We start from the raw sequence: 19,927 nt of genomic DNA, 5'->3' as shown, positions 1-19,927 counted from the left end.
ATTTTTTGCAAGTTGCATTGGAGTTTTTGATTTTGTTTCATTGCCTTCAGCTGGTGCCTGCCGCCCCATTTAGTATTGATAGTTTAAGTGAATTGTATGGAGTTTATGCTTTTATGGAGGTCTTGGATCTGTAATTTGTTTTTGACATGCAGGAATGGGGTCTTGAGTTCTGCGCCACGATTGTGAGGCTTTGATCTATTTGGACTGTTTTGGTAATTGATCCAATCCTTGTCTTTGAGAGTGAAGAGTCTTGCCAGTCTGGGAGTTCTTGGTTGTTCTGGACGCTGTTTTCTGCTTGTCGTGTTAGTTTATGCGGTAAAAATAATTATAATGATACATTCTTTCTTGGCTTAATTTTCCTAGTTTGTGCTTAATTTTTTGGTTTGAAGTCAGATCTTTGCTGGCATGAGAAAAGGCGGCTGCGAAGCCGCCTTTCTGTTTCTTGTTTTCCTATTTATTAGCAGGTTGGTGCAGTCGGCGCAGTGCCTGTCGTGCTTGTTGCTGCGCCCTTCTTGCCAGTGGCATAGTTCACGCAGAATGCTCCGTCGTATTTTCCTGCGAGGTCTGAGCCTGTTTTTCCTGTTGCGGTCAGCTTGTAGATATTCGACGATGCGTCTCCTCCTGACGTGAAATCACAGAGATCAGAGTTTGTATCCGCTTCAGTTACCAAAGCGGTTAAGGCTGCATTTCCAGCGGCTTCGCTCTGTAGGGCTTCTGCTGCAACAAGACCCATGATGTTACCGCCCTTGGTGGTGCATTCTGTTGCTTTGGCTTTTGCTGTTTGATTCAAGAAGTTTGGAAGTGCAACGGCTGATAGAACGCCAACAATCACGATGACGATCATCAGCTCCACAAGAGTGAAGCCCTTTTCGATTAGATTCCTGCCCTTCTTGCGATTGAGCAGTGCCAGCTGAAGCTTGGAATTGAGTGAAGTCATTGCTAGATGTTTTGATTGTTGATGTGCACCGTTGGTGCCGACATGACAACCATGACGCGTTCCGTTGGCGCGCAAAGAAGCCCTGGCTAAAGCTTCCCTAAGAACGCTCTTAGGTTTTCTCTCAGATTCGTGGCGTTGCGCTCTCTCCCTTCCTTGCGGGTTTGGTTGCAGTCCACCTCGTTGCTGGTGGTGGTGGCTGGATATGTGGCGCTTTTTGCTTTTGGCTCTTCTCTAGCGGAAGCGGAACGTTTGGACCGTCATCAGCGGCTTGTGGCCCAGATCCGCAGTGGCTTCCAAAACGGTTCGCTCTCGCTGCCCTTATCCCCGGGCCTCGGTGTTGAAGCTGCCTTGGTACCTGGGGAGTTAGGCCAAGAAGGTCCCACGCTTCATTTCATTGATGGGGCCTCTTGGCTGGCCAGCCGTAGCTCTCTGACGTCGCTTGCTTCAAGCTATGTGCTGTTGGAGGTGCGGCAAAACATCACTGCATCGGTTCAAAGCCAACGGCGCGATCAATTGCTGCTGATTGCCGCAGCGGGGATGTCGCTGTTGCTGGTGTCGTTGCTGTTTCGACTGGTGCTGTGGCGTGGCTTGATCAAGCCGTTGCAGTCGCTGACTGGTGATCTCTCGCGTCTGAGTGCCGATTCCCTTGGCCAACGGACGTTGGATCCTGTTGGACAGTCGCGCGAACTGCAGCCCATCGTCGAGGCCTTCAACCAACTGCAATCACGCCTGGCAGAAGCATGGCAGCGCGAACGTCGCTTTGTTGATGGTGTTGCCCATGAACTGCGCACGCCGATAACCGTGATCTTTGGTCATGCTCAAAGCTTGCAGCTTGAGCTACCCGCTGCGAGCCAGGCCAAGGTCGCCCTGATTGCGGCTGAAGCTGAGCGCCTTGGGGAGTTGGTCATGGTAATGCTCGATTTGGCCCGCTGTGATGCCGGTCGACTCACTCTTGAATTGGAAACCCTGGATCCCGAGCTTGTGGTGCTGGATGCCTATGAGCGCTTGCAAGCTTTGACTCCGGATCGGCTGCGTTTGGCACCGCCGTTAGAAGTCGAGATACCTCGTATTACGGCGGATGACGAACGGCTGCAGCAGTGCCTCGCAGCCCTTGTCGACAATGCCTTGCGTTACTCAAACGGTGCGGTGCAGCTGGCGGTCACGGCTTCAGTTGAAAGCGTGATTTTGCATGTCCGGGATCAAGGCCCCGGCATCCCAGAAGCTGAACGCGGCCAGGTGCTGCAGAGGTTTGTGCGCGGCAGCACCTCGATCGGCACTCGCGGTAGTGGCATTGGTCTTGCCACCGTGAATTTGCTGATGGAAGCCATGCATGGCGAGCTGCTGATCGGTGATGCCCCGGAGGATGGAGCCGACATGCAACTGTGCTTCAAGCTTTCGGCGCGCCCACCCGCGCCATGAAGCCAACGCCGCGCACGGTGTGCAGCAACTGCGCTTCCCCTTTGACTTCCACCTTTTTGCGCAGGTAACCCATGTAGACGTCAAGGGTGTTGGGATCGCCAACGAAGGGTGCACCCCATACGGCATCAAGAATCGTTTGGCGCGATTGCACCGCATCCGCATTCTTCACCAGGAACAGCAGCAGCTCAAATTCACGCTGGGAGAGGGCAATGCTGCGTTCTCCCCGTTGCACGCCGCGTTCGATCGGATCCAGCAGCAAATCACCGAGTTCAATGCCGCTGGCTTCGCCGCGTGCGTCTTGTTCGTAACCACCGCGGCGAAGCCGGGCCCGTACCCGGGCGTGCAGTTCCTTGAGGTTGAACGGCTTGGTCAGGTAGTCGTCCACCCCTGCGTCGAGGGCCTGAACCCGCTCGTCCACATCGTCGCGGGCGGTGAGCATCAACACCGGCGTGGTGTTGCCGCTGCTGCGCAGACGGCGGCACAGCTCCACACCAGAGAAGTCCGGCAGCGTCCAGTCGAGCACCACCAGATCGAACTGTTCTTGGCGCCAACGCAGCAGAGCGTCCTGGCCGTTGTCGCAGCCGGTGCAGTGGTGGCCGGCGTCGCTGAGTTCCTCCATGAGGAACCGCAGCAGTTCTGGGTCGTCATCGACGATCAGCAGCTGGCTCGCCTCCGGGCTCACGGGCTGGGTGCAATCACTTCAGGCTAAGTCGGCACACCAGAGGGGAATGCTTCATCCAACGTTTGTCGAGCTTGGATGCGATTGCCTGATCCACATCAGCAGGGTTTTGCCCTGCCCTTGGCGCTCACCACCTCGGCGCTGCTTCTGCTCAGCAGCTTGTCGTTGCAGACCTTCGCCATGCACACGCGTCAGCGCAGTCGTCAGGCGCTGGCCACCGTGCAGACCCGTGATGCCGAGCGTTCGGTGGCGATGGCCTTTCAACAGCAATCCGTTGGCGAAAATGCCTGCCTTTTGGCGATGCCTTCCGGTGCGTGGCCAGCCTCAGAGCATTGTTTTGGATCGAATCCTTCAGCCCTCAAATCAGGCCGCGTCGCTGATCGCGCCTGGCAGCTGTTGCATTGGCAACCGCTTGGCGCGATGGCTGGAACCCTGCAGCTGCGCTGGAGTGATGGCCGTCAGAGCCGTCTGGATCTGGAGCTTCTGCCATGACCCTCACGGAAGTTGTCGTCTCTGCTCTGATCCTGGGGATCTGCAGCCAGGTGTCGCTCCAGGGTTGGTCGCGTACCAATCAAGCCGCAGCCACGTCGGCCCGCACCGATCAGCAGGTGCGGTTGTTGGAGCAACGGCTCCTGGCTAGTCGTCGTGTTTTGTCCAGCGCTCCAATTGCTGATCAGGCCTGTCGTTGGGATCGTGATGCGGTGGTCGGGGTTCTGGAGGGCTTGTCCGAAGACTCCCATCCCGCGACATCATGGCGTTTTGACGCCGCGGGGGTTGGCCTCTGGCTCGATGTGGAACTGATGGGCTCGAAGGCTGCGCAGTCCATCAAGCGGAGTCAGTTGTTCACCCCGGCCGGACTGGGACATTGCCCGCGGGAGGCCAACGATGAGTTGTGATCTGATGTTCGGGGATCGGGATGGTGGCTTCAGCCTTGCAGAGTGTCTTGTGGTGGTGGCGCTGCTGGGGATCCTGGCGGGCTTGGTGATTCCCAGCTCCAGTGCCGTGCAACGGCGGCTGGCACTGGACAGCGGTCTGCGCCGATTGCGAGTGGGGCTCGACCGGGGTCGAATGGCCGCTGAACGGGACCGCCAGCCCTGTGCTCTGCATCTCAGTGCGAATGGTTGGCAACCGCCGCCGGCGGGTGATCTGCCGTCCTGCCGTGGGGGCCTGACGCTTTTGGCTGAGACCGGTGCAGGTGCATTGCAGGTTCGTAGCAACCTGCCAGACGCCGTTCGCTTCAGCAGCAATGGATTGGTGCTTGATGACGGTCTGGTGGTGTTGTCGCAACACAGCCAAGCCCAGGCCTTGTGCCTGGTGATCGGTTTGCCCCTGGGCATCAGCCGCAGCGGTGTCTATCGGGGTGATCCAGCCGCCTCCCTGAGCAGTGCCCTCTGCTTGCCCACTGATGCGTAGGCCCCGCCCTGCTCCAGGCTTCACGCTGGTCGAGTTATTGCTGGCAGCCCTTGTGGGCTGTCTGCTCTGCAGTGTGGTGGTTCAGCTTTTGTACGCCGAAACCTGCCATGGCGGTTCGTTGGCCGAAAGCTTCCAGCTGAAGCAATGGCAACGGCGCACGCTGGAGCTGCTGAAAGGCGATCTGGAGCGTGCATCCAGCTGGCAGATCGACCCAGATCCGTCCGGGAGTTGGCCCTGTGTGTTTGCCAACCGGCAACCCAAGCTCGCCATCACCCCAAGAGACGGCTCAGAACCTGTTGTGTACAGCCTCGGATCAGCGCCATCGGCGATCTGGCGTGGTGATGTGTTGATGCGCTGCGGCCCTGCCTTTGGCTTGCAGGGCGAGATCCGCAGCGGCAGCCGCTATCAGAACCGTGTTGTCTTGGATGGTGTGGACCGTTTTCAGCTTCATCAGCCCTCGGGTCTCCCGGTGCTGCAGATGCTGCTCGAGCAACGTACCTGCCGTGGAGGCAGGGTTCGCTCCCGGGGAGTGGGTTAGGTCTCGGTTATGGGCTCAGGTTCCGGAGCCATCAGGAAGAACATCGTCAGTGCCAGCTCTGATAGTGCGAGGAGCAGATGGTCCAACCAGCCCAGCTCGACTCCCATCCCCATGACAGTGATCCAGCTGTTCACAACAACCATCACCACGGCGAAGATCGCTAGCACCAGTGCCAGCAGCGGCTGCAGTGAGCGGCGTTGATTCCAGATTGCCCAGAGCAAGGGAATCAACACCACGGTGCAAACACCATGCAGGATTCTCATCGAGACTTCGCTGTGCATGTGTGGGGTGATTGCAGCCCAGATGTTGACCGGGACCAGCAGTGAGCACAACACCAGAAACGCGATCATGACTTCAGATGCACGGTGAAGCGGCTGCCTTCCCCAAGGCGGCTCGCCAACTCAATTCTGCCTCCCATTCCTTCAACAAACAGCTTGACCAAAGACAGCCCCAGCCCTGTTCCTGTTTTGTAGGGGGCATTGCTAGCGCGTTGGAAACGTTCAAACACTGTCTCCAGCTCTTCAGGGGGAATCCCGATGCCATGGTCAATAACATCGATGGCTGGACCTTCGGTGTCTTCGCGCAGCACGAGCTCGATCGGTGCTTCCTCCGGAGAGTACTTGTCAGCATTTTCGATGAGATCTAACAGCACTTGTTGAAGTCTTGCTGGATCGGCTTTTGCAATTAAACGCTTTCGTTCTGGAAATTTTATCCGGAATGTGCGAGGAATGGTGTTTCGAGCAAGCATGGCAACTCGCTCCAGCCTTTCACTCAAACATACGTCTTCATTGGTGATGGATAGTCTGTCTGAATCACTTCGAGATAGATCTAAAAGGTCATCAAGAAGGTTTCTCATCCGAATTGTTTCTTCGTTTGCTGTTTGTAAGCCTTTGATCTCTGCTTCTGTGAGATTTTTACTTCGCTTTATTGTGCGGTGAAGATAGCCCTGAACGATTGTTAGGGGCGTCCGCAATTCATGGCTAACGGCGCTGACAAACTGCTTTTGCTGGCTCCAGGATTGGGCTAAACGTTCGACAAGGGAATTAAAAGTGTCTTGTAGATCTTCGATTTCAGTCGGGGCTTGATTAAGTTGTAAGCGCGTGTCTGATAGGTTTTCGGCAGTCAGGTCGGCTGTGGCTAGGTTGAGTTGATTGAGCGGCTTGACGATTCTTCGTACCACCCAGCTGACAGTCAGCAAAGTAATAGAAAGGCAGCTTCCCCAGATCAGGATCATCATCGCCAAGTAATTGCTAAGAGCTTTCAGGCTGGCCTCTGTATTGCTCATCATCCATAGTCGTGCGCCAGAGGGGAATTCCTTGACCAGTTCAACGATGTGCTGAGAGTTGTTGACCTCAACAAAACTTTGAAGCCCAGCTTTTTTCTGAGGATTCGCTTCCATCGCTTTGTTGAAAACTTCTTCGCTAGCCGTGCCATGAATCTCTGCATAAAATAAATCTCCGTTTTTGTATTCGACCCAAAGTTGGTTGTTGATCCCTGAATGAAAGAGGAGTTCCTTTTCTAAGAGTCCAGGGTTTCCAGTCAGGCTCTCGATTGCGTGCTTACATTCTTCGACGTTGGCTCTGGCTAACCGGCGTTCATTGGAGAACACGTTGCGTTGACCCAAGTACAGGCCCACCGATGATGCTCCGGTGAAGCCAACAAAAACCACCAAATACGTTGCCAACTGCAGCTGCCCCTGCAGGCTGCCCAGCAAACGTTCTCGCCAGGGATGAGAGGAGCGCATGAGTCCATTCTCATCAGTTGGGCGGAGAATGCCATACGTATCAACCTGAATGTTTTCCATATGACCCGCAGCCTCTCCACCCGCATGGCCCGCTGGGGCCTGGTGATTGTGGGGATTTACCTGCTGGTGGCCTTGATCACGCCGTTGTTGGTGAGTGCTGGCATTCTTCCGGACGCCAATGCCGGCCTAGAGAACCCGATCTACTCCGGTCCCAGCTGGACTCATTGGTGCGGTACCGACCGTCTCGGCCGGGATGTGTGTGTGCGGACCATGGCCGGCAGTGGAGTGGCGCTTCAGGTGGTCTTGCTGGCGGTGGGCTTGGCCTTGGTGGTCGGTGTACCCCTCGGGATGGTGAGTGGTTACTTCGGTGGCGCTGTCGATCGTGTGATGGTCTTGTTGATGGACACGCTCTACACCCTGCCGGTGCTGTTGTTGTCAGTGGTGTTGGCGTTTCTGTTGGGCAAGGGAATTCCCAATGCCGCCGCCGCACTCTGTGTGGTGTACGTGCCGCAGTACTTCCGGGTGGTTCGAAACCAAACCGCCCAGGTGAAGAGCGAACTGTTTGTTGAAGCCGCCCAGAGCCTGGGGGCGGGGCCGCTCTGGATCCTGCGGCGTTATTTGTTCCGCAACGTGATCACTTCCGTGCCGGTGCTGCTCACCCTCAATGCCGCTGATGCGGTGCTGGTGCTGGGGGGGCTTGGGTTTCTCGGCCTGGGCCTGCCGGAGACCGTGCCCGAATGGGGCGGTGATCTCAATCTGGCGCTGGCTGCGGTGCCCACTGGGGTGTGGTGGACCGCGCTGTTCCCAGGCCTGGCGATGTTTGTTCTTGTGCTCGGTCTGTCCTTCCTTGGGGAAGGCATTGAGGCTTGGGTGAGCGGCGGCGAAGCCCGCCCCGCGTCAGACTGATCCCATCAGCTCGCATTTGATGGCCTGGTGGATCAGCCTGATTTTGCTGAGCATGGCAGCGCTGCTCTGGAAGAAGAGCTGCGACAGCATGGACGATGTGATCGCTTTGCTCGAGCGGATCTTGGCCACCACCTTGCTACTGGTGGTGGTGCTGGTCAGCCGCAATTTGCTGCTGGAGGCAGCGGTGTTAATCGCTGCGATTCAGTTGCCTGGAGTGCCGCGGCGGCCGCGTTGAACTCAGGCCTGTTTCGGGGCCTTCACCTCTCGAATCGAAATCCGGCAGGAGCTCGGGAAGATGGCATGGGCTGCTTCCACGGCATGGCTGAGATCATCGGACTGGAGCATTTCCTCGCCCCACTCGTGGCCGCAGTGATACGTGACCGCGTACTGGTGCAGCTGTTTGTTGTCCATTGCTGACAATCCGCTGCTTTGGTTATGGCCCAGGGTTCGCGGAGATACAAGTGTTTTGTCGGATCAGCAGCGCAGCTTCACAGTCCGAGGCAGCTCTTCCATCAGTTCGCCTTCCTCACTCAGGGCGGGGTAAGGCCGTTGCTGCTCTTGGCACCAGCGGGCCACCTCGGGATAAGACCATTCGAACAGCAATTGTTGGTACTGCTCCGGCTTAAGCCCTTCGCCTTGGGTCGGCGCCAGGCTGGCCACCTGGCGTTGGCGCAGCGCCTCAAACAGCAGGGTGGCGGTGGCGACCGAGACGTTCAACGACTGCACCATGCCGCGCATGGGGATGAACAGCGCTTCATCCATCAGATCCCTGGCCTGGTCGGTCAGCCCCCATTTCTCCGCGCCGAGCACGAAGGCGGTGGGTCCGGTGAAGTCGCACTCTCGATAGTCCTTGGCATTGACTCCGAGGTGGGTTCCGTAGAGACGGAACCCCCGCTCTTTTAAGCAGCGGATTGCTGTTTCGGTATCGGGGTGGTCGTGAAGAGGCACCCATTTCTGGCTGCCTTGGGCCGTGCTGTTAAAGGTGCGCGGACGCCCGTCGAAACTCACCGCGTGGGCTTCAAGCGCCCCGACGGCATCGCAACTGCGCAGGATGGCGGAGAGGTTGTGGGGTTTCTCCACGTGTTCGAGCAGCACCGTGAGGTCCGCCATGCGGTGGTTCAGCACGGATTTCAGCCGCTCAAATCGTCGCGGCAGCAGGGGCATGGGCGATGAATCGGGTTAGAGCAACAGTTGGGGGCCCTTCCATACTTGGAAGCCTGGCAAGACAATCAAGAAGTCTGTGCTTCTGTCGCCATCCAGATCCTGCTCAAGGATCCCTCTGTTGAACCGTACGTCTCCGGCGGCACCGGAGATCGTCTGGGTTCTGATGCATGAAAGCTCCCATCAAAGCCACGCAGATTGATGGAGACGTCCTCATCCACATTTAATCAGCGTGTCTGGAGCGAGGTGGCTCGTATCCCCCACGGTCGCTTGGCGACTTATGGCCAGATCGCTGATTTGATCGGTGCCTACGGCTGCGCGCGACAGGTTGGCTGGGCGCTGCGTCGCCTCAAGCTCCCATCCACCGTTCCCTGGCACCGCGTGGTGAATGCACAAGGGCGGATCGCGATGAGCCTCAGCCGTGAGGGAAGTGACTGGATGCAGCGGGATTTGCTGATGGCAGAAGGCATTCCGGTGGATGTGGAAGGACGCTTGCCCCTACGCCAGTTCCTCTGGCACCCGGAGACCCATGCTGGAGCTTGATGCGTGGTGTTCTTGTCTGATTCGGCTCCGATTGGACTGCTGCCGCGCCGCCTCGCCTGGGATGTGTTGCAGGCAGTTGCGGCTGGGGCCTATGCCGATGTGGCGCTGGAGCGGTTGCTGCGGGAGAGGGACCTCAAACCCTCGGATCGAGGCTTGGTGACCGAGCTGGCCTATGGCGCCATCCGTCAACGCCGCTACCTCGATGCCTGGCTGGATCGGCTGGGCAAAGTTCCCGCGTCGAAGCAGCCGCCCAAGCTGCGCTGGCTGTTGCACGTGGGTCTCTATCAACTGCTGCTGATGGAGCGGATTCCAGATTCAGCAGTGGTGAACACCGCCGTTGAATTGGCCAAAACCAGCAAGGGGCTGGCACGGCTGGCTCCCGTCGTGAATGGGGTTCTGCGGGCGGCGCTGCGGGCGCGGGATGCCGGCGAAACCCTTGAGCTGCCGAATGATGAGGCGGCTCAGCTGGCCCAGGCCCATTCCCTTCCAGATTGGTTCACCCAGCTGTTGCTCGACTGGCGCGGTTCGGAGGGAGCCGAGGCAGTGGCGAGCGCCTGCAACCGGGTGCCGGATCTGGATTTACGGGTGAATCGGCTGCGCTCGAGCCCGCAGCAGGTGCAGCAGGCCTTGGCAGCGGCAGGAATCAGCTGTGAACCCATCGTTGATTGTCCTGATGGCCTTCGCATTTCCGGTCACAGCGGCGACCTGCGCCACTGGCCCGGTTATGCGGAGGGCCATTGGTGTGTTCAGGATTGTTCGGCGCAATGGATTGCGCCTCTGCTGCAACCCCAGCCTGGGGACCGGATCCTCGATGCCTGCGCTGCCCCGGGCGGGAAAGCCACCCATTTGGCGGAATTGGTGGGAGATCAGGCTGAGATTTGGGCTGTGGATCGGTCTCCTGGACGGCTCAAGCGCGTCGCGGCCAATGCAGCTCGGCTAGGCCTTACTTCCATTAATGCGCTTGCAGCGGATGCCACCAACCTGTTGGAAGAGCATCCCCAATGGCGTGAATCTTTCCAGCGGATCCTGATCGATGCTCCCTGCTCTGGGCTTGGCACCTTGGCCCGTCACCCCGATGCCCGTTGGCGGGTGACGCCGCAATCCATCCGCGGCCTTCTGCCCCAACAACAGGCTCTCCTGGATGGGCTTGTGCCATTGCTGGCTCCCGCTGGATCGTTGGTTTATGCCACCTGCACCATTCATCCAGATGAAAATCATGCTCAGGTGCAGGCCTTGTTGAAGCGTCACCCCTCGCTGCGATTGGAGGAGGAAAGCCAGCGCTGGCCGGATCAAGCCAGCGGGGGGGATGGGTTCTATTCCGCTGTGCTTCAGCGGGTTTAGGCCGTTGGATTAATCCCGGGTCCAGCGGCGTCCTTGGCGATCAACGTTGTCGTCTTGCGAGCGGTTTCTCCATAGGTAAGGCGTCTGGCGACGCGGAGGTGCCACGGGAGTGGGGTTCAGCAGTTCCAGTTCCGTCTCTGCAGTCGGTTGAGGTGCTTCAGGCTCGGAGGTGGCCTTCGGCTCTTGTTTGGGTTTTGTCTTGGGCGGTTTGGCGATCGTTTTTGGATCGACCGCCAGACGCACTTTTCGTTTCAGCTTGGGTTTGTCAGGGAAGGCGCGGACGGGAATCTCGTCCTTGATCTGAAGCATGAATTGTTTCCAAGCCCATGCGGCCTCGCCGCTCGTACTTTTGGTGGCTCGATCGTCGTCGTATCCGAACCAAACACCAGTTGTGAGCTGAGGAATTGAGCCGATAAACCAGAGATCGCGGGTGTTCTCTGACGTTCCTGTCTTTCCGGCAACCTGCCGATCATCGAGTTTCGCGGCGATGCCTGTGCCGCCGGTCACGACCCGCTGCAGCATCCAGTTCATGGTGTCGGCGACATCACTATCAACAGCGCGTCGTCCTCTGTTTCCACTCAATCGCCGACTCCAAAGAAGCTCATTCTTGGGTCCGCGGATTTCCTCAAAGGGGCTTGGTGTGAAAAACACACCGCGATTGGCCATGCCTGCGTAGGCCGCAGTCATGTCGAGGATGGTTTGCTCGTAGGCCCCGATGGCCATGGGGTAGTACTTGCCGAGAGGACGCTCGGTGCCAATGTTGAACTTGTTCGCAATGTCAATGACGGCATCAAACCCAACGATGTCTTGCAGTTGAACTGCCACCGTGTTGAGTGAATTCTTCAGGGCATCGGCAAGGGAGATGTTTCCGTAGTACTTGTTCCCAAAATTTTTGGGGCAGTAGCCATTCCAGCAACGCTTTGCGTCAAACACCTTGGTTTCGGGTTTCATTCCCCGATCAATGGCTGCTGCATAAGGAAAAAGCTTGAAGGTTGAACCTGGAGAGCGCAGCGCCATGATGGTGCGGTTGAACTGACTCTTGGAGAAATCCTTTCCACCCACCATCACTCTCACCAGTCCGTTGCCGGGATCGATCGAAACCATTGCCCCTTCAGTGTCGAATGGTGCATTGGCTCGAACAACCTGTTGAGCTTTCTTTTGCCAATCGAGATTGAGGCTGGTGCGAACTTTGACCCCACCAACTTCAAGTTGTTCGGGAGTTAAAAGTTTGGGCAGTTCTTGGGCAATCCAAGTGGTGAAGTAGGGCGCTGCACTGTTGAAATATTTTGGTGTTGCAGGCTTAAGCCCCAGGGGGCTGTTGCGACCGCGCTCCGCTTCGCTGGTGGAGATGAACCCGGCCTGCGCCATCCGATCGAGAACGATCGAACGCTGTTCCCTCGCTAGATCAGGGTTGACCAGGGGGGAATAGATCGATGGTGCCGGGGGCAGCCCAGCGATCATCGCCGCTTCCGGAACCGTGAGCTGATCTGGGGTTTTAGAGAAATAGATCCAGGCCGCGTCGGCGACGCCATAGGCGCCGGATCCCAGGTAGACGTAATTGAGGTATTGCTCGAGGATCTGTTGCTTGCTCAGCTGGCGTTCCAGCTTCATCGCCAGAGCCGCTTCCTTAAGTTTGCGTGTGATGGTGCGGTCTTGGCTCAGGAAGACGGTTCGGGCCAGTTGCTGGGTGATGGTGCTCGCCCCTTCCCGGACAGCGCCCTGGCGGACATTGGTGACGATGGCGCGGGCAATGCCCCAGCCATCCACGCCGTCATGCTGATAGAAGCGCCGATCTTCCGCGGCGATGAAGGCTTCAGCCACCGTTTGCGGCATCGCACCGGGCTTAACCTTCTCGCGGGTCGCTGGCCCCAGCTTCTGGATCACCTGGCCGTTGGTGGACAGCAGGGTGATCGTTCCCGGCCGATTGAAGCTGGCAATTCCCCGGGCATCCGGAAGAGTTGCATCCACAAGCTCAGTCAGAGCTCGCGTGCCCAGTGCCGCTCCCACTCCCACCGCAGCTGCAGTGCCAGCGATCAGAGCCCATTGCAGGCGGGAACGGTTCACATCACCTGGGTCAGGGGGCTGTGGCCCACAGCCAAGGCGGTCACCAGCATTCCGAGCACCAGGAACGGTTGGGCGCTGGCTTGATATTTGACGTCAAAGGCCACGGGGTCTCTCAATAACCAGATGTCTTGGAAGGTGATCTGAGGAACGATCAAGAGAACCAACAGAACAGCTGCGAAATGTTGGCCGATCCCAATCAAGACGGCAACCATCGCCAGCTGAAAAATATCAATCATTCCGGCGCTGATCCAACTGGCACGTTCGATCCCGAAGACCACAGGCAAGGATTGAAGGCCGAGCTCGCGGTCGCCTTCGACGCTCTTGAAGTCGTTGACAACAGCAATGCCGAGACCAGCGAGGCTGTAGGCGAGGGTGAGGAGCGCTGTGCCCCAGGTGAGTTGACCGAACAGGGCCTGACCGGCCCACCAGGGAAGGGCGATGTAGCTGGCCCCAAGGGCGTAGTTGCCCAGCCAGCCGTTCTGTTTCAGCTTCAGCGGAGGTGCTGAGTAGATGTAGCTCACAAAAGAGCCACCAAGGGCAAGGAGAAACACCACTGGGGTGCTGTGCCCAGCCCAGCGGTCGAGTCCGTAAGAGACCCCCAGGCCTGCCAGCAGCAACACCCAGACCTGCAGCTTGACCTGGCCCAGAGGAATCGCTCCCGAAGGAATCGGCCGATAGGGCTCGTTGATCGCGTCGATCTCGCGGTCGTAGTAATCGTTGATGGTTTGGGTGAAGCCCGCCAGTAGGGGGCCGCTCATCAACATGCAGGCGAAGGCTGCAAGCATGTGATCCAAACGCCACTGATAGTTGCCGCTGGCGGCGGCGCCACAGATCACGCCCCAAATCAGAGGGATCCAGGTGACCGGTTTCATCAGCTGCAGTCGCAGCTTCCAGATGTTGGTGGTGCCGGAGGCACCTTTCATCCCAAGCAGCTGACGCGCGTCGCTCACGGAGACTGTCCTCAGGAGGCGGCGATTTCGTCTTCGAAGAACCAGCTGGTGGAACCATCACTGAGCTCGACCACCACACCGATTCCCTTGCCGTCGACGGTGCGGAAATCCTTCACTGTGCCGTTGGCGTCCTTCTTGAGAAGGTCCACCATCGCCTGTGGAATGCGATCCCGCACTCGGGTCACGCGAACCTTGGAGCCGATCGAGATGACGTCACCCTGGGACATGGCCTGCGAGGCTTGGATAGTGGCGCAACCTTAACAGTCGCTTTTGCGCCGAATCGATGGTTGCTCTGCGTCTGATTCCCTGCCTCGATGTCGCCCGCGGACGGGTGGTGAAAGGTGTCAATTTTGTTGGCCTGCGCGATGCCGGTGATCCGGTGGAACTCGCCTGCCGTTACAGCCGTGCAGGGGCTGATGAATTGGTTTTCCTCGATATCGCGGCCAGCCACGAAGGGCGTGGCACCCTGATCGACATGGTGCGTCGCACCGCTGAATCGGTCACGATTCCTTTCACAGTGGGCGGTGGGATCAGCACCGTTGAGGGGATCACCGAGCTGTTGCGGGCCGGTGCCGACAAGGTGAGCCTCAATTCTTCGGCGGTGCGTCGGCCTGAGTTGGTGCGGGAGGGGGCGGATCAGTTCGGCTGTCAGTGCATTGTTGTGGCTATTGATGCCCGTCGGCGCGATGCAGGTGGGTGGGATGTGTATGTGAAGGGAGGGCGTGAGAACACTGGTCTCGATGTTGTGGAGTGGGCGAAGAGGGTGGCGGTCCTCGGGGCCGGCGAGATCCTGCTCACGTCGATGGACGGCGACGGAACCCAGGCTGGATACGACCTCGCCTTGACCCGGGCCGTAGCCGATGCCATCCCAATCCCGGTGATCGCTTCCGGAGGAGCTGGTTGCATGGATCACATCGCTGAAGCTCTGGATGTGGGCTCCGAGGGAGGGCATGCCTCTGCAGCGTTATTGGCTTCTCTTTTGCACGATGGCGTTCTCACGGTGGAACAAATCAAGCAGGATCTGCTCTCCCGTGGCCTGACGATTCGTCCATGAAGCCTGGTGATCCCGCAGCGGTTGAACAGCTGTTTGATGCGGTGGCTCCGCGCTACGACCGCCTGAACGATGTGCTCAGTTTCGGGCTGCATCGTCAGTGGAAACGTCAGCTGGTGCGGGCCCTCAAGCCAGTTGCTGGTGAAGAGTGGCTGGACCTGTGCTGCGGAACAGGCGACCTGGCCTTGGAGCTGGGGCGCTGTGTGCGCCCTGGCGGCGCGGTGACCGGTTTGGATGCGGCCGCGGCTCCACTGGAGCGGGCCCGCCAGCGCCAACGGCAGCAGCCTTGGTTGCCGGTGTCCTTCCAGCAAGTGGATGCCCTGCAAACCGGATTGCCCAGTGCCTGTGCTGACGGCGCAGTAATGGCCTACGGGCTGCGCAATTTGGCGGACCCGTTGCAGGGGCTGAAGGAACTGCGACGGCTGCTGAAGCCAGGGGGACGCGCAGGGGTGCTGGATTTCAATCGATTGCCGGCGAGCGGAGCGGCGGCTGCCTTTCAGCGCTTCTATCTGCGTCGCCTGGTGGTGCCCGCCGCCGCTTCAGTGGGTTTGCGCGAGGAATACGCCTATCTGGAGAGAAGCCTTGAGCGCTTTCCTGATGGGCCTGAGCAGGAGCGCTTGGCACAGGAGGCGGGATTTGCTGAAGCGATCCATCGCTCTGTTGTGGGAAGACAGATGGGAGTTTTGACTCTCAGGGCGTGAATCTTTGGCTGTGTCGCTTGCAACGCACACCGTTGCTGGCCTAGAAAAGCTAAAGAGAAAGTTAAGGGGAGGGTCCGGTTTGGCGTTTCCGCTGCCGAAGCTGCTGCCCCGTATCGAAGAGCTGCTGCAAGAGGTGGAGTGGCTGGATGGTCTGATCCTGATCACAGATTCCGATCGAGCCTGTTTCGTCTCCTTCTCTCAGGTGGATCCGCTCTTGCGCCGCCTGCGTCAGCGACCAAAGGGCCAAGAAGTGGCCGAAAAACTCTGCATGTCCCTGCTCGATTGCCATGGAAAGGGAGGGGCAAAGCCTGTTCTGGTATTTCAAGGGGATGGCAGTTTCTGGCTCGGAATGATTGGCCCAAGCGGAAGCAATCCGCATCGCCATCACGCCATTGCGCACCTGCAGCGTTGCCTGGCCTTGGAGGGCTGACCGGTAACTGGGCAGAATCGGAACTCAGGTAGCCCCCGCCCAGTGCATTTTCAGCACAGAAGCCAAGCTTCAGTGCTGGAGTGCTGTTTGAGCCCTTGTTATAGCAACGTTGTTGCAAGGGCTGGCTTCTGAATGAGAACCACCGACATCACCAAGCTGATGGGCGGGGAGATTCAGATCTTCCGCTACGACACCAGGCCTGGTTGGTACGTCCGCTTCTGGAACAAAGAGAAGCGCCGGTATGTGGTGCGTTCATTGAAGACAGAGGACGCATCGCTGGCAACAGACCGAGCAATCCAGATCTGGAAGGAGCTGGTGCCCCTGATTAAGGCAGGTGTCCCGACTGAAACGCTGACCATCCAGGCAGCAGTCCATCAGTACCTGACTCACAAGGAAGCACGGGTTGAAGCAGGCGAAATCAAAGAGGGCGCACGCCGAGATACGGAGACCCAGCTGAATACCTTCCTCATCTTCTGCAAACTCGAAGGCATCACCCGTTTATCCGACGTTCAGTCCCACACGCTGGACGGATTCGTGGAATGGCGGCGAGATAAGTCCTTGAAGATCACGACAGGCAAGGACGGCACGCTCAAACGCACCTCACTTAACAAATCTATACGTGAGGTCCGTGCATTCTGGAAGTATCTGGGCAAGAAGCAGCTGGTTGAGGTGGAACTCTCCTTGATGGAGGTGAGCACCCGCCACGAAGAGCCACGAACTAGGAATGTCGCCTTCACAACAGAGCATTGGCACCTAATCGTGGGCGAACTGCTGCGTTTATCCAAGGAAACACAAGGCAAACGCCGTGAATTGCTGCCAAGTCAGCGGTATTTCCGCACGATGATGAAGGTATTGCTCCAAACGCTGTGTGATTCGGGGATGCGCCCCCAAGAAGCTACGAATTTGCTGGAGTGGAGGGACTTAACGCTGAATATCAAGGGAAAAACCAAAGATGAACGGCTCTGGTCCCCCGGATGTAGCCTAAAAATCCGCAATCCCACCGGTAAAGGCAGTCGTACCACCGTATGTGAGGCGGGAAATTACCTAAAGATATGGCGTTTGTATGTGAATGACTGGCGTAAAAGCGTTGGGCACCATCCTCTCAAACCAACAGACTTAATCTTCGGCAATCCTCTAACTGATGCGCCATATTCCTATAGCTTGTTGGGTAATTATTTCCGTAGTGTTCTTGAAACTCTTGATCTAAAAGGACTTGGCTACACTATTCGCAGCAGTCGTGGCTTCTGCGCCACACGGTTGCTCGCAATGGGACACCCTGCCTATCTCATCAGCAAGAACCTGGGGCATACAGAAGAAGATTGGCCAAGAACTATGAGCAATTGTCTGAAGCAGACTTGATTGAGCAGCTTTTCACCGGCTAACGCCTACAAATTCCCTCCGTCTTGAGCCGGTGATTTAGTACTACTTCGTATCCAATGCATGGAGGGCTGGCCCTTCGTTGATGACCGTGACCTCGTTAGCTTCCGTGGCATGCAGAGCTGTGCCACATGCCATCACTTCGGCTACGTCACCTTGTCTCAGTGCCAAGTCCTCGGTGGATGCCACCTCAAGCAAGGACTACTGGCACCTGGTGCTCATGCTTTGAAGCGTTGCAAGCGCTCGAGTTGCGCAACGCCCTGGGCAATGAAAGAGAAAGCACACACAAGCTGATGTCACTCATCCCTCATGCATCACAGTGCAGGTGTTCCACGGTCCGAGGACCCAGCGAGAGACCTCAACAACGAAATCGCCGAGCTTGAAGCACGAGTGGCTCATCCACTGCACTGGACCAACGGTGAACACCAGCTCAATCTCACCAAGCTTCAGCAGCTGATCCTGGAAAAGCAGTGTCGAGACAAGCCCGCAGCTTCAGGCAATCCACCTGCTTAAGACGTTGTTTTGAAAACAATCGAGCTGATTCGGTATCGCATCTGACGAATGACGCTAGTCACCCAATGGACACCCTGTAGGTTGTCACGACTTGCCTACTTGCCTTGAGCAGCAAGCAAATCATCACAGCTGCCTGGCAAACGCTTTTGCAGCTCATCACTCACACCTCAGCGGATACCGATATCCCTGCCCCTTGGGATGACCCACTGATGTGAGGCGCTTAGCCAAAGCCTTTTTAGGGAAAGCGCTGGGCCCTCGTTAAGCCCAGCACATTCATGGGCAAGCGCTCTGCAAGCCCGCCGGTAAGTATATATACGTATCTATTTGGTCTAGTTCGCATAGGCGTACTAATCCTTTGGCAATAGCTAAGCGATCGCTTTTTTACCTGTCACCTCACCTTCTGTACTTGAGAATTGAGAATAATTATCGTTCGGCCACGAGTGCTTTTGCTCGCGCTCGTTAGCCCCCTTTATCAAGTTCAGCAGAGCTGCGGGGGCTTTTTCTAATGCGAAGCGAAGCCACACCTCCTCGAACAGGGTGACCTCGCCGCTCCGTGAAGTGCAGATCAAGCAGAGCACCCATTTCGTAACCCTGTTGTTCGCAGGCTTTACGCATCACCTACTACGGAATCGATATCAGTCAGTAGGCCAGTGCTTCCACTTCATGGTCGAGCGAAACCACCGGCCAACGACCGAGCGATAGGTGGTTCCGCCGCCCCATTCGACTCTCGAATAACTGGGGCAACTACGTCGTAACCGTGTGCCTCGCAGGGGCAGCGCATCACTTACTACCTGCCGTCAAACAAAAATATGTCGCTTATCTGTTTCTTGGCTGCGTTTTGGATTGAGCGAACGAATCCAGTTCTTTTAGCATGGCATCGATTTGTATTTGGCACGAATGTGACCCCCGCGACTTGTACGACTCCAAACGGTGGCGATCTTTTGAAAGTCCGCGAATGCGCCAGTCGGGCTCAGCACGGTTACTCAATAGAGTGACGAATCTATTCCGACGAGTGAGATCGGCGGGGATCTTGATGACGCTCATTACCGAGCCGCCATCACTGAAGTCTTTGCGATTAAGTGCCAGCGTAATCCCATTGGCACAATCCGCTTTGATCAGCGCGCTCTTAATGCGAGCGCGGTTCTCTGCAAGGCGTTCCAGTGCCAAGCGCTGGTCCGACTCACGACGCTCTCGTGCCGACTCTTGCCCCTCAATAACAGTGAATGCGGCCGTAAACGAATAACCTAGCAACAGCAGGCTCCAGGCAATCCAGCGTGGACGGAGCAGCACCAGCACCGCTGATAAGACCGTGGCCCCTACAGCTAGGTACCACAATAGCGAATACAAACCTTCAAAATCCCGCCCGATTTCCATGCCGAGCCACGCCACGGCGAGCAAGAACATATGTATGCCGGCAAACGCCAGAAGCGTCAACACCAGCAGCCCCCCCAGAGGTGATACAGGCAGTAAGGACTTGACTTTGAAGCTCACGACATCAGTCCTTCATCTCCCTCCAGCTTCCTTGCGCAGGACCAAATGCACATCCCCCATCCGGGGGAAGAGCAGTACAGGCTGCTGGGTTTGGACCTGGGGGGTGAGCCTCTAACCAAATAGGGGATAAAGCACGCTGAATAAATCACTCAGATAGGGGAGGTGATTCCCAGCTGGAATGGAGATGTTCTGTTCACGGGGCGAGATCCTCACACATCACATGAATTAAATGAAAATCACCAAGTCATTTGCATTATTTTTCTTGCTAGCAATTTCAATATCTTCTGCCTTGGCAGAGACGAAAGGATGTTTTCTAGCGAAACATATTAATTTTCGGTAGAAAGGAGGTGTGAAGAAGGCATGATCTCTTGGGATAATGTTCTGCTTGAATCGCGCAACAAGAATATAGGAGAGCTTGTGAAGATTGTGTTTTCAACTCACCACACCAAGTGCCGTGATGGCATTTCTCCATGCAGGTTCCTTGGCTAGATATTCAACAGAGATGATTTGAGATTTTTTATCGATTATCAGCATGTTGTTGTTACTCAAAATGGTGCTGAGATATTCCGAGAGTCAATTATGTGAAAAGGCCTGCTCACAAGCAAATAACACTAAGACCAGTCATATTTGACCAATAACCCTGCTTCCGTTAAGTGCTTGCTGTCTGGC

Annotated in this window: 24 protein-coding genes; 14 read left to right on the top strand and 10 right to left on the bottom strand. The window is 57.1% G+C overall.

All coding sequences use genetic code 11. The annotated features are described in order from the left end of the window. Positions 1–457 precede the first annotated feature (457 nt). Positions 458–1,012 carry a type IV pilin protein gene (locus tag DXY30_RS14625; protein ID WP_305791153.1) on the bottom strand — a complete coding sequence of 185 codons (555 nt, stop codon included), beginning with the start codon at positions 1,010–1,012 and terminating at the stop codon, positions 458–460. Positions 1,013–1,066: 54 nt separating this feature from the next. Here DXY30_RS14625 and DXY30_RS00725 point away from each other — a divergent pair, with 54 nt between their 5' ends. Then, positions 1,067–2,356: a sensor histidine kinase KdpD gene (locus DXY30_RS00725; RefSeq protein ID WP_115092946.1), complete on the top strand. Its 1,290-nt coding sequence runs from the start codon at positions 1,067–1,069 to the stop codon at positions 2,354–2,356. Here the strand turns inward: DXY30_RS00725 and DXY30_RS00720 are convergent. Then, a complete protein-coding gene (locus tag DXY30_RS00720) occupies positions 2,325–3,038 on the bottom strand; it encodes a response regulator transcription factor (RefSeq protein WP_115092945.1) in 714 nt (237 codons plus the stop codon). The genes DXY30_RS00725 and DXY30_RS00720 overlap by 32 nt on opposite strands. A 117-nt stretch (positions 3,039–3,155) precedes the next feature. Between DXY30_RS00720 and DXY30_RS00715 the strand changes: the two genes are divergently transcribed. The 4 genes from DXY30_RS00715 to DXY30_RS00700 are packed head-to-tail and all read left to right on the top strand — an operon-like array spanning position 3,156 to position 4,986. Beyond that, positions 3,156–3,527: a hypothetical protein gene (locus DXY30_RS00715; RefSeq protein ID WP_206749513.1), complete on the top strand. Its 372-nt coding sequence runs from the start codon at positions 3,156–3,158 to the stop codon at positions 3,525–3,527. Then, the gene (locus tag DXY30_RS00710; RefSeq protein WP_115092943.1) at positions 3,524–3,931 is read left to right on the top strand and encodes a hypothetical protein; all 408 of its coding nucleotides are present in this window, start codon (positions 3,524–3,526) and stop codon (positions 3,929–3,931) included. The genes DXY30_RS00715 and DXY30_RS00710 overlap by 4 nt, the downstream gene beginning before the upstream one ends. Next, a complete protein-coding gene (locus DXY30_RS00705) occupies positions 3,921–4,448 on the top strand; it encodes a Tfp pilus assembly protein FimT/FimU (RefSeq protein WP_115092942.1) in 528 nt (175 codons plus the stop codon). Before DXY30_RS00710 ends, DXY30_RS00705 begins: the two co-directional genes overlap by 11 nt. After that, the gene (locus DXY30_RS00700) at positions 4,441–4,986 is read left to right on the top strand and encodes a prepilin-type cleavage/methylation domain-containing protein (RefSeq protein WP_115092941.1); all 546 of its coding nucleotides are present in this window, start codon (positions 4,441–4,443) and stop codon (positions 4,984–4,986) included. Before DXY30_RS00705 ends, DXY30_RS00700 begins: the two co-directional genes overlap by 8 nt. Here the strand turns inward: DXY30_RS00700 and DXY30_RS00695 are convergent. After that, positions 4,983–5,336, bottom strand: coding sequence for a hypothetical protein (locus DXY30_RS00695; RefSeq protein WP_115092940.1), 354 nt, complete (start codon positions 5,334–5,336; stop codon positions 4,983–4,985). The two genes, DXY30_RS00700 and DXY30_RS00695, sit on opposite strands and share 4 nt — an antisense overlap. Beyond that, on the bottom strand, positions 5,333–6,790 hold the full coding sequence (locus DXY30_RS00690; RefSeq protein WP_115092939.1) for a HAMP domain-containing sensor histidine kinase: 1,458 nt from the start codon (positions 6,788–6,790) through the stop codon (positions 5,333–5,335). Before DXY30_RS00690 ends, DXY30_RS00695 begins: the two co-directional genes overlap by 4 nt. Positions 6,791–6,814: 24 nt before the next feature. Here DXY30_RS00690 and DXY30_RS00685 point away from each other — a divergent pair, with 24 nt between their 5' ends. Both DXY30_RS00685 and DXY30_RS00680 read left to right on the top strand, forming a co-directional pair. Continuing rightward, positions 6,815–7,636 (top strand): ABC transporter permease, encoded by an 822-nt coding sequence (locus DXY30_RS00685; protein ID WP_115092964.1) that lies wholly within the window; start codon positions 6,815–6,817, stop codon positions 7,634–7,636. Positions 7,637–7,655: 19 nt separating this feature from the next. Next, a complete protein-coding gene (locus DXY30_RS00680; protein WP_115092938.1) occupies positions 7,656–7,871 on the top strand; it encodes a hypothetical protein in 216 nt (71 codons plus the stop codon). Positions 7,872–7,873: 2 nt separating this feature from the next. Here DXY30_RS00680 and DXY30_RS13770 read toward each other — a convergent pair whose 3' ends face one another. Together DXY30_RS13770 and trmH are read right to left on the bottom strand one after the other, a co-directional pair. After that, the gene (locus DXY30_RS13770; RefSeq protein WP_166016831.1) at positions 7,874–8,047 is read right to left on the bottom strand and encodes a hypothetical protein; all 174 of its coding nucleotides are present in this window, start codon (positions 8,045–8,047) and stop codon (positions 7,874–7,876) included. A 63-nt stretch (positions 8,048–8,110) separates the two neighbouring features. Continuing rightward, complete coding sequence (gene trmH / locus DXY30_RS00675) at positions 8,111–8,800, bottom strand: tRNA (guanosine(18)-2'-O)-methyltransferase TrmH (RefSeq protein ID WP_115092937.1); 690 nt, start codon at positions 8,798–8,800, stop codon at positions 8,111–8,113. 198 nt (positions 8,801–8,998) lie between these two features. On the opposite strand from trmH, the gene DXY30_RS00670 reads away from it, so the two are divergent. Together DXY30_RS00670 and DXY30_RS00665 are read left to right on the top strand one after the other, a co-directional pair. Then, on the top strand, positions 8,999–9,340 hold the full coding sequence (locus tag DXY30_RS00670) for an MGMT family protein (RefSeq protein ID WP_115092936.1): 342 nt from the start codon (positions 8,999–9,001) through the stop codon (positions 9,338–9,340). A gap of 3 nt (positions 9,341–9,343) precedes the next feature. Continuing rightward, entirely contained in the window at positions 9,344–10,681 is a 1,338-nt protein-coding gene (locus DXY30_RS00665) for a 16S rRNA (cytosine(967)-C(5))-methyltransferase (protein WP_170951067.1), read from the top strand. Positions 10,682–10,690: 9 nt separating this feature from the next. Here DXY30_RS00665 and DXY30_RS00660 read toward each other — a convergent pair whose 3' ends face one another. From DXY30_RS00660 to DXY30_RS00650, 3 genes are read right to left on the bottom strand one after another with little or no spacing between them, the layout of a single operon-like run. Then, complete coding sequence (locus DXY30_RS00660; RefSeq protein WP_115092935.1) at positions 10,691–12,745, bottom strand: transglycosylase domain-containing protein; 2,055 nt, start codon at positions 12,743–12,745, stop codon at positions 10,691–10,693. Further along, the gene (chlG, locus tag DXY30_RS00655) at positions 12,742–13,695 is read right to left on the bottom strand and encodes a chlorophyll synthase ChlG (RefSeq protein ID WP_115092934.1); all 954 of its coding nucleotides are present in this window, start codon (positions 13,693–13,695) and stop codon (positions 12,742–12,744) included. Before chlG ends, DXY30_RS00660 begins: the two co-directional genes overlap by 4 nt. Positions 13,696–13,706: 11 nt before the next feature. Continuing rightward, positions 13,707–13,922 (bottom strand): DUF2862 domain-containing protein, encoded by a 216-nt coding sequence (locus tag DXY30_RS00650; protein WP_115023814.1) that lies wholly within the window; start codon positions 13,920–13,922, stop codon positions 13,707–13,709. Positions 13,923–13,978: 56 nt separating this feature from the next. Between DXY30_RS00650 and hisF the strand changes: the two genes are divergently transcribed. The 5 genes from hisF (at position 13,979) to DXY30_RS00625 (ending at position 17,767) form a co-directional block, all read left to right on the top strand. Beyond that, positions 13,979–14,749 (top strand): imidazole glycerol phosphate synthase subunit HisF, encoded by a 771-nt coding sequence (gene hisF, locus DXY30_RS00645; protein ID WP_115092933.1) that lies wholly within the window; start codon positions 13,979–13,981, stop codon positions 14,747–14,749. Next, complete coding sequence (gene ubiE, locus DXY30_RS00640; RefSeq protein WP_115092932.1) at positions 14,746–15,447, top strand: bifunctional demethylmenaquinone methyltransferase/2-methoxy-6-polyprenyl-1,4-benzoquinol methylase UbiE; 702 nt, start codon at positions 14,746–14,748, stop codon at positions 15,445–15,447. The genes hisF and ubiE overlap by 4 nt, the downstream gene beginning before the upstream one ends. A gap of 79 nt (positions 15,448–15,526) precedes the next feature. Further along, entirely contained in the window at positions 15,527–15,877 is a 351-nt protein-coding gene (locus DXY30_RS00635) for a hypothetical protein (protein ID WP_115092931.1), read from the top strand. A 132-nt stretch (positions 15,878–16,009) separates the two neighbouring features. Beyond that, positions 16,010–17,236, top strand: coding sequence for a site-specific integrase (locus DXY30_RS00630; RefSeq protein ID WP_115092930.1), 1,227 nt, complete (start codon positions 16,010–16,012; stop codon positions 17,234–17,236). A 327-nt stretch (positions 17,237–17,563) separates the two neighbouring features. Then, positions 17,564–17,767 carry a hypothetical protein gene (locus tag DXY30_RS00625; protein WP_115092929.1) on the top strand — a complete coding sequence of 68 codons (204 nt, stop codon included), beginning with the start codon at positions 17,564–17,566 and terminating at the stop codon, positions 17,765–17,767. A gap of 816 nt (positions 17,768–18,583) precedes the next feature. Here the strand turns inward: DXY30_RS00625 and DXY30_RS00615 are convergent. Next, on the bottom strand, positions 18,584–19,258 hold the full coding sequence (locus tag DXY30_RS00615; RefSeq protein WP_115092927.1) for a hypothetical protein: 675 nt from the start codon (positions 19,256–19,258) through the stop codon (positions 18,584–18,586). Positions 19,259–19,927 lie beyond the last annotated feature (669 nt).

Source organism: Synechococcus sp. UW106, from assembly GCF_900474015.1.
In the GTDB taxonomy this organism is placed as follows: domain Bacteria; phylum Cyanobacteriota; class Cyanobacteriia; order PCC-6307; family Cyanobiaceae; genus Parasynechococcus.
The sequence above is the reverse complement of the archived record's forward strand: the minus strand, read 5'-3'. Positions and strand labels throughout refer to the sequence as shown.

What these genes read in the sequence shown, in the direction of transcription:
- DXY30_RS00710 (WP_115092943.1), top strand. Translation starts at nt 3,524, where the DNA reads ATGACCCTCACGGAAGTTGTCGTCTCTGCTCTGATCCTGGGGATCTGC.
- DXY30_RS00705 (WP_115092942.1), top strand. Translation starts at nt 3,921, where the DNA reads ATGAGTTGTGATCTGATGTTCGGGGATCGGGATGGTGGCTTCAGCCTT.
- DXY30_RS00700 (WP_115092941.1), top strand. Translation starts at nt 4,441, where the DNA reads ATGCGTAGGCCCCGCCCTGCTCCAGGCTTCACGCTGGTCGAGTTATTG.
- DXY30_RS00695 (WP_115092940.1), bottom strand. Translation starts at nt 5,336, where the DNA reads ATGATCGCGTTTCTGGTGTTGTGCTCACTGCTGGTCCCGGTCAACATC.
- DXY30_RS00690 (WP_115092939.1), bottom strand. Translation starts at nt 6,790, where the DNA reads ATGGAAAACATTCAGGTTGATACGTATGGCATTCTCCGCCCAACTGAT.
- DXY30_RS00685 (WP_115092964.1), top strand. Translation starts at nt 6,815, where the DNA reads ATGGCCCGCTGGGGCCTGGTGATTGTGGGGATTTACCTGCTGGTGGCC.
- DXY30_RS00680 (WP_115092938.1), top strand. Translation starts at nt 7,656, where the DNA reads ATGGCCTGGTGGATCAGCCTGATTTTGCTGAGCATGGCAGCGCTGCTC.
- DXY30_RS13770 (WP_166016831.1), bottom strand. Translation starts at nt 8,047, where the DNA reads ATGGACAACAAACAGCTGCACCAGTACGCGGTCACGTATCACTGCGGC.
- trmH (WP_115092937.1), bottom strand. Translation starts at nt 8,800, where the DNA reads ATGCCCCTGCTGCCGCGACGATTTGAGCGGCTGAAATCCGTGCTGAAC.
- DXY30_RS00670 (WP_115092936.1), top strand. Translation starts at nt 8,999, where the DNA reads ATGGAGACGTCCTCATCCACATTTAATCAGCGTGTCTGGAGCGAGGTG.
- DXY30_RS00650 (WP_115023814.1), bottom strand. Translation starts at nt 13,922, where the DNA reads ATGTCCCAGGGTGACGTCATCTCGATCGGCTCCAAGGTTCGCGTGACC.
- hisF (WP_115092933.1), top strand. Translation starts at nt 13,979, where the DNA reads ATGGTTGCTCTGCGTCTGATTCCCTGCCTCGATGTCGCCCGCGGACGG.
- ubiE (WP_115092932.1), top strand. Translation starts at nt 14,746, where the DNA reads ATGAAGCCTGGTGATCCCGCAGCGGTTGAACAGCTGTTTGATGCGGTG.
- DXY30_RS00630 (WP_115092930.1), top strand. Translation starts at nt 16,010, where the DNA reads ATGAGAACCACCGACATCACCAAGCTGATGGGCGGGGAGATTCAGATC.
- DXY30_RS00625 (WP_115092929.1), top strand. Translation starts at nt 17,564, where the DNA reads ATGCATCACAGTGCAGGTGTTCCACGGTCCGAGGACCCAGCGAGAGAC.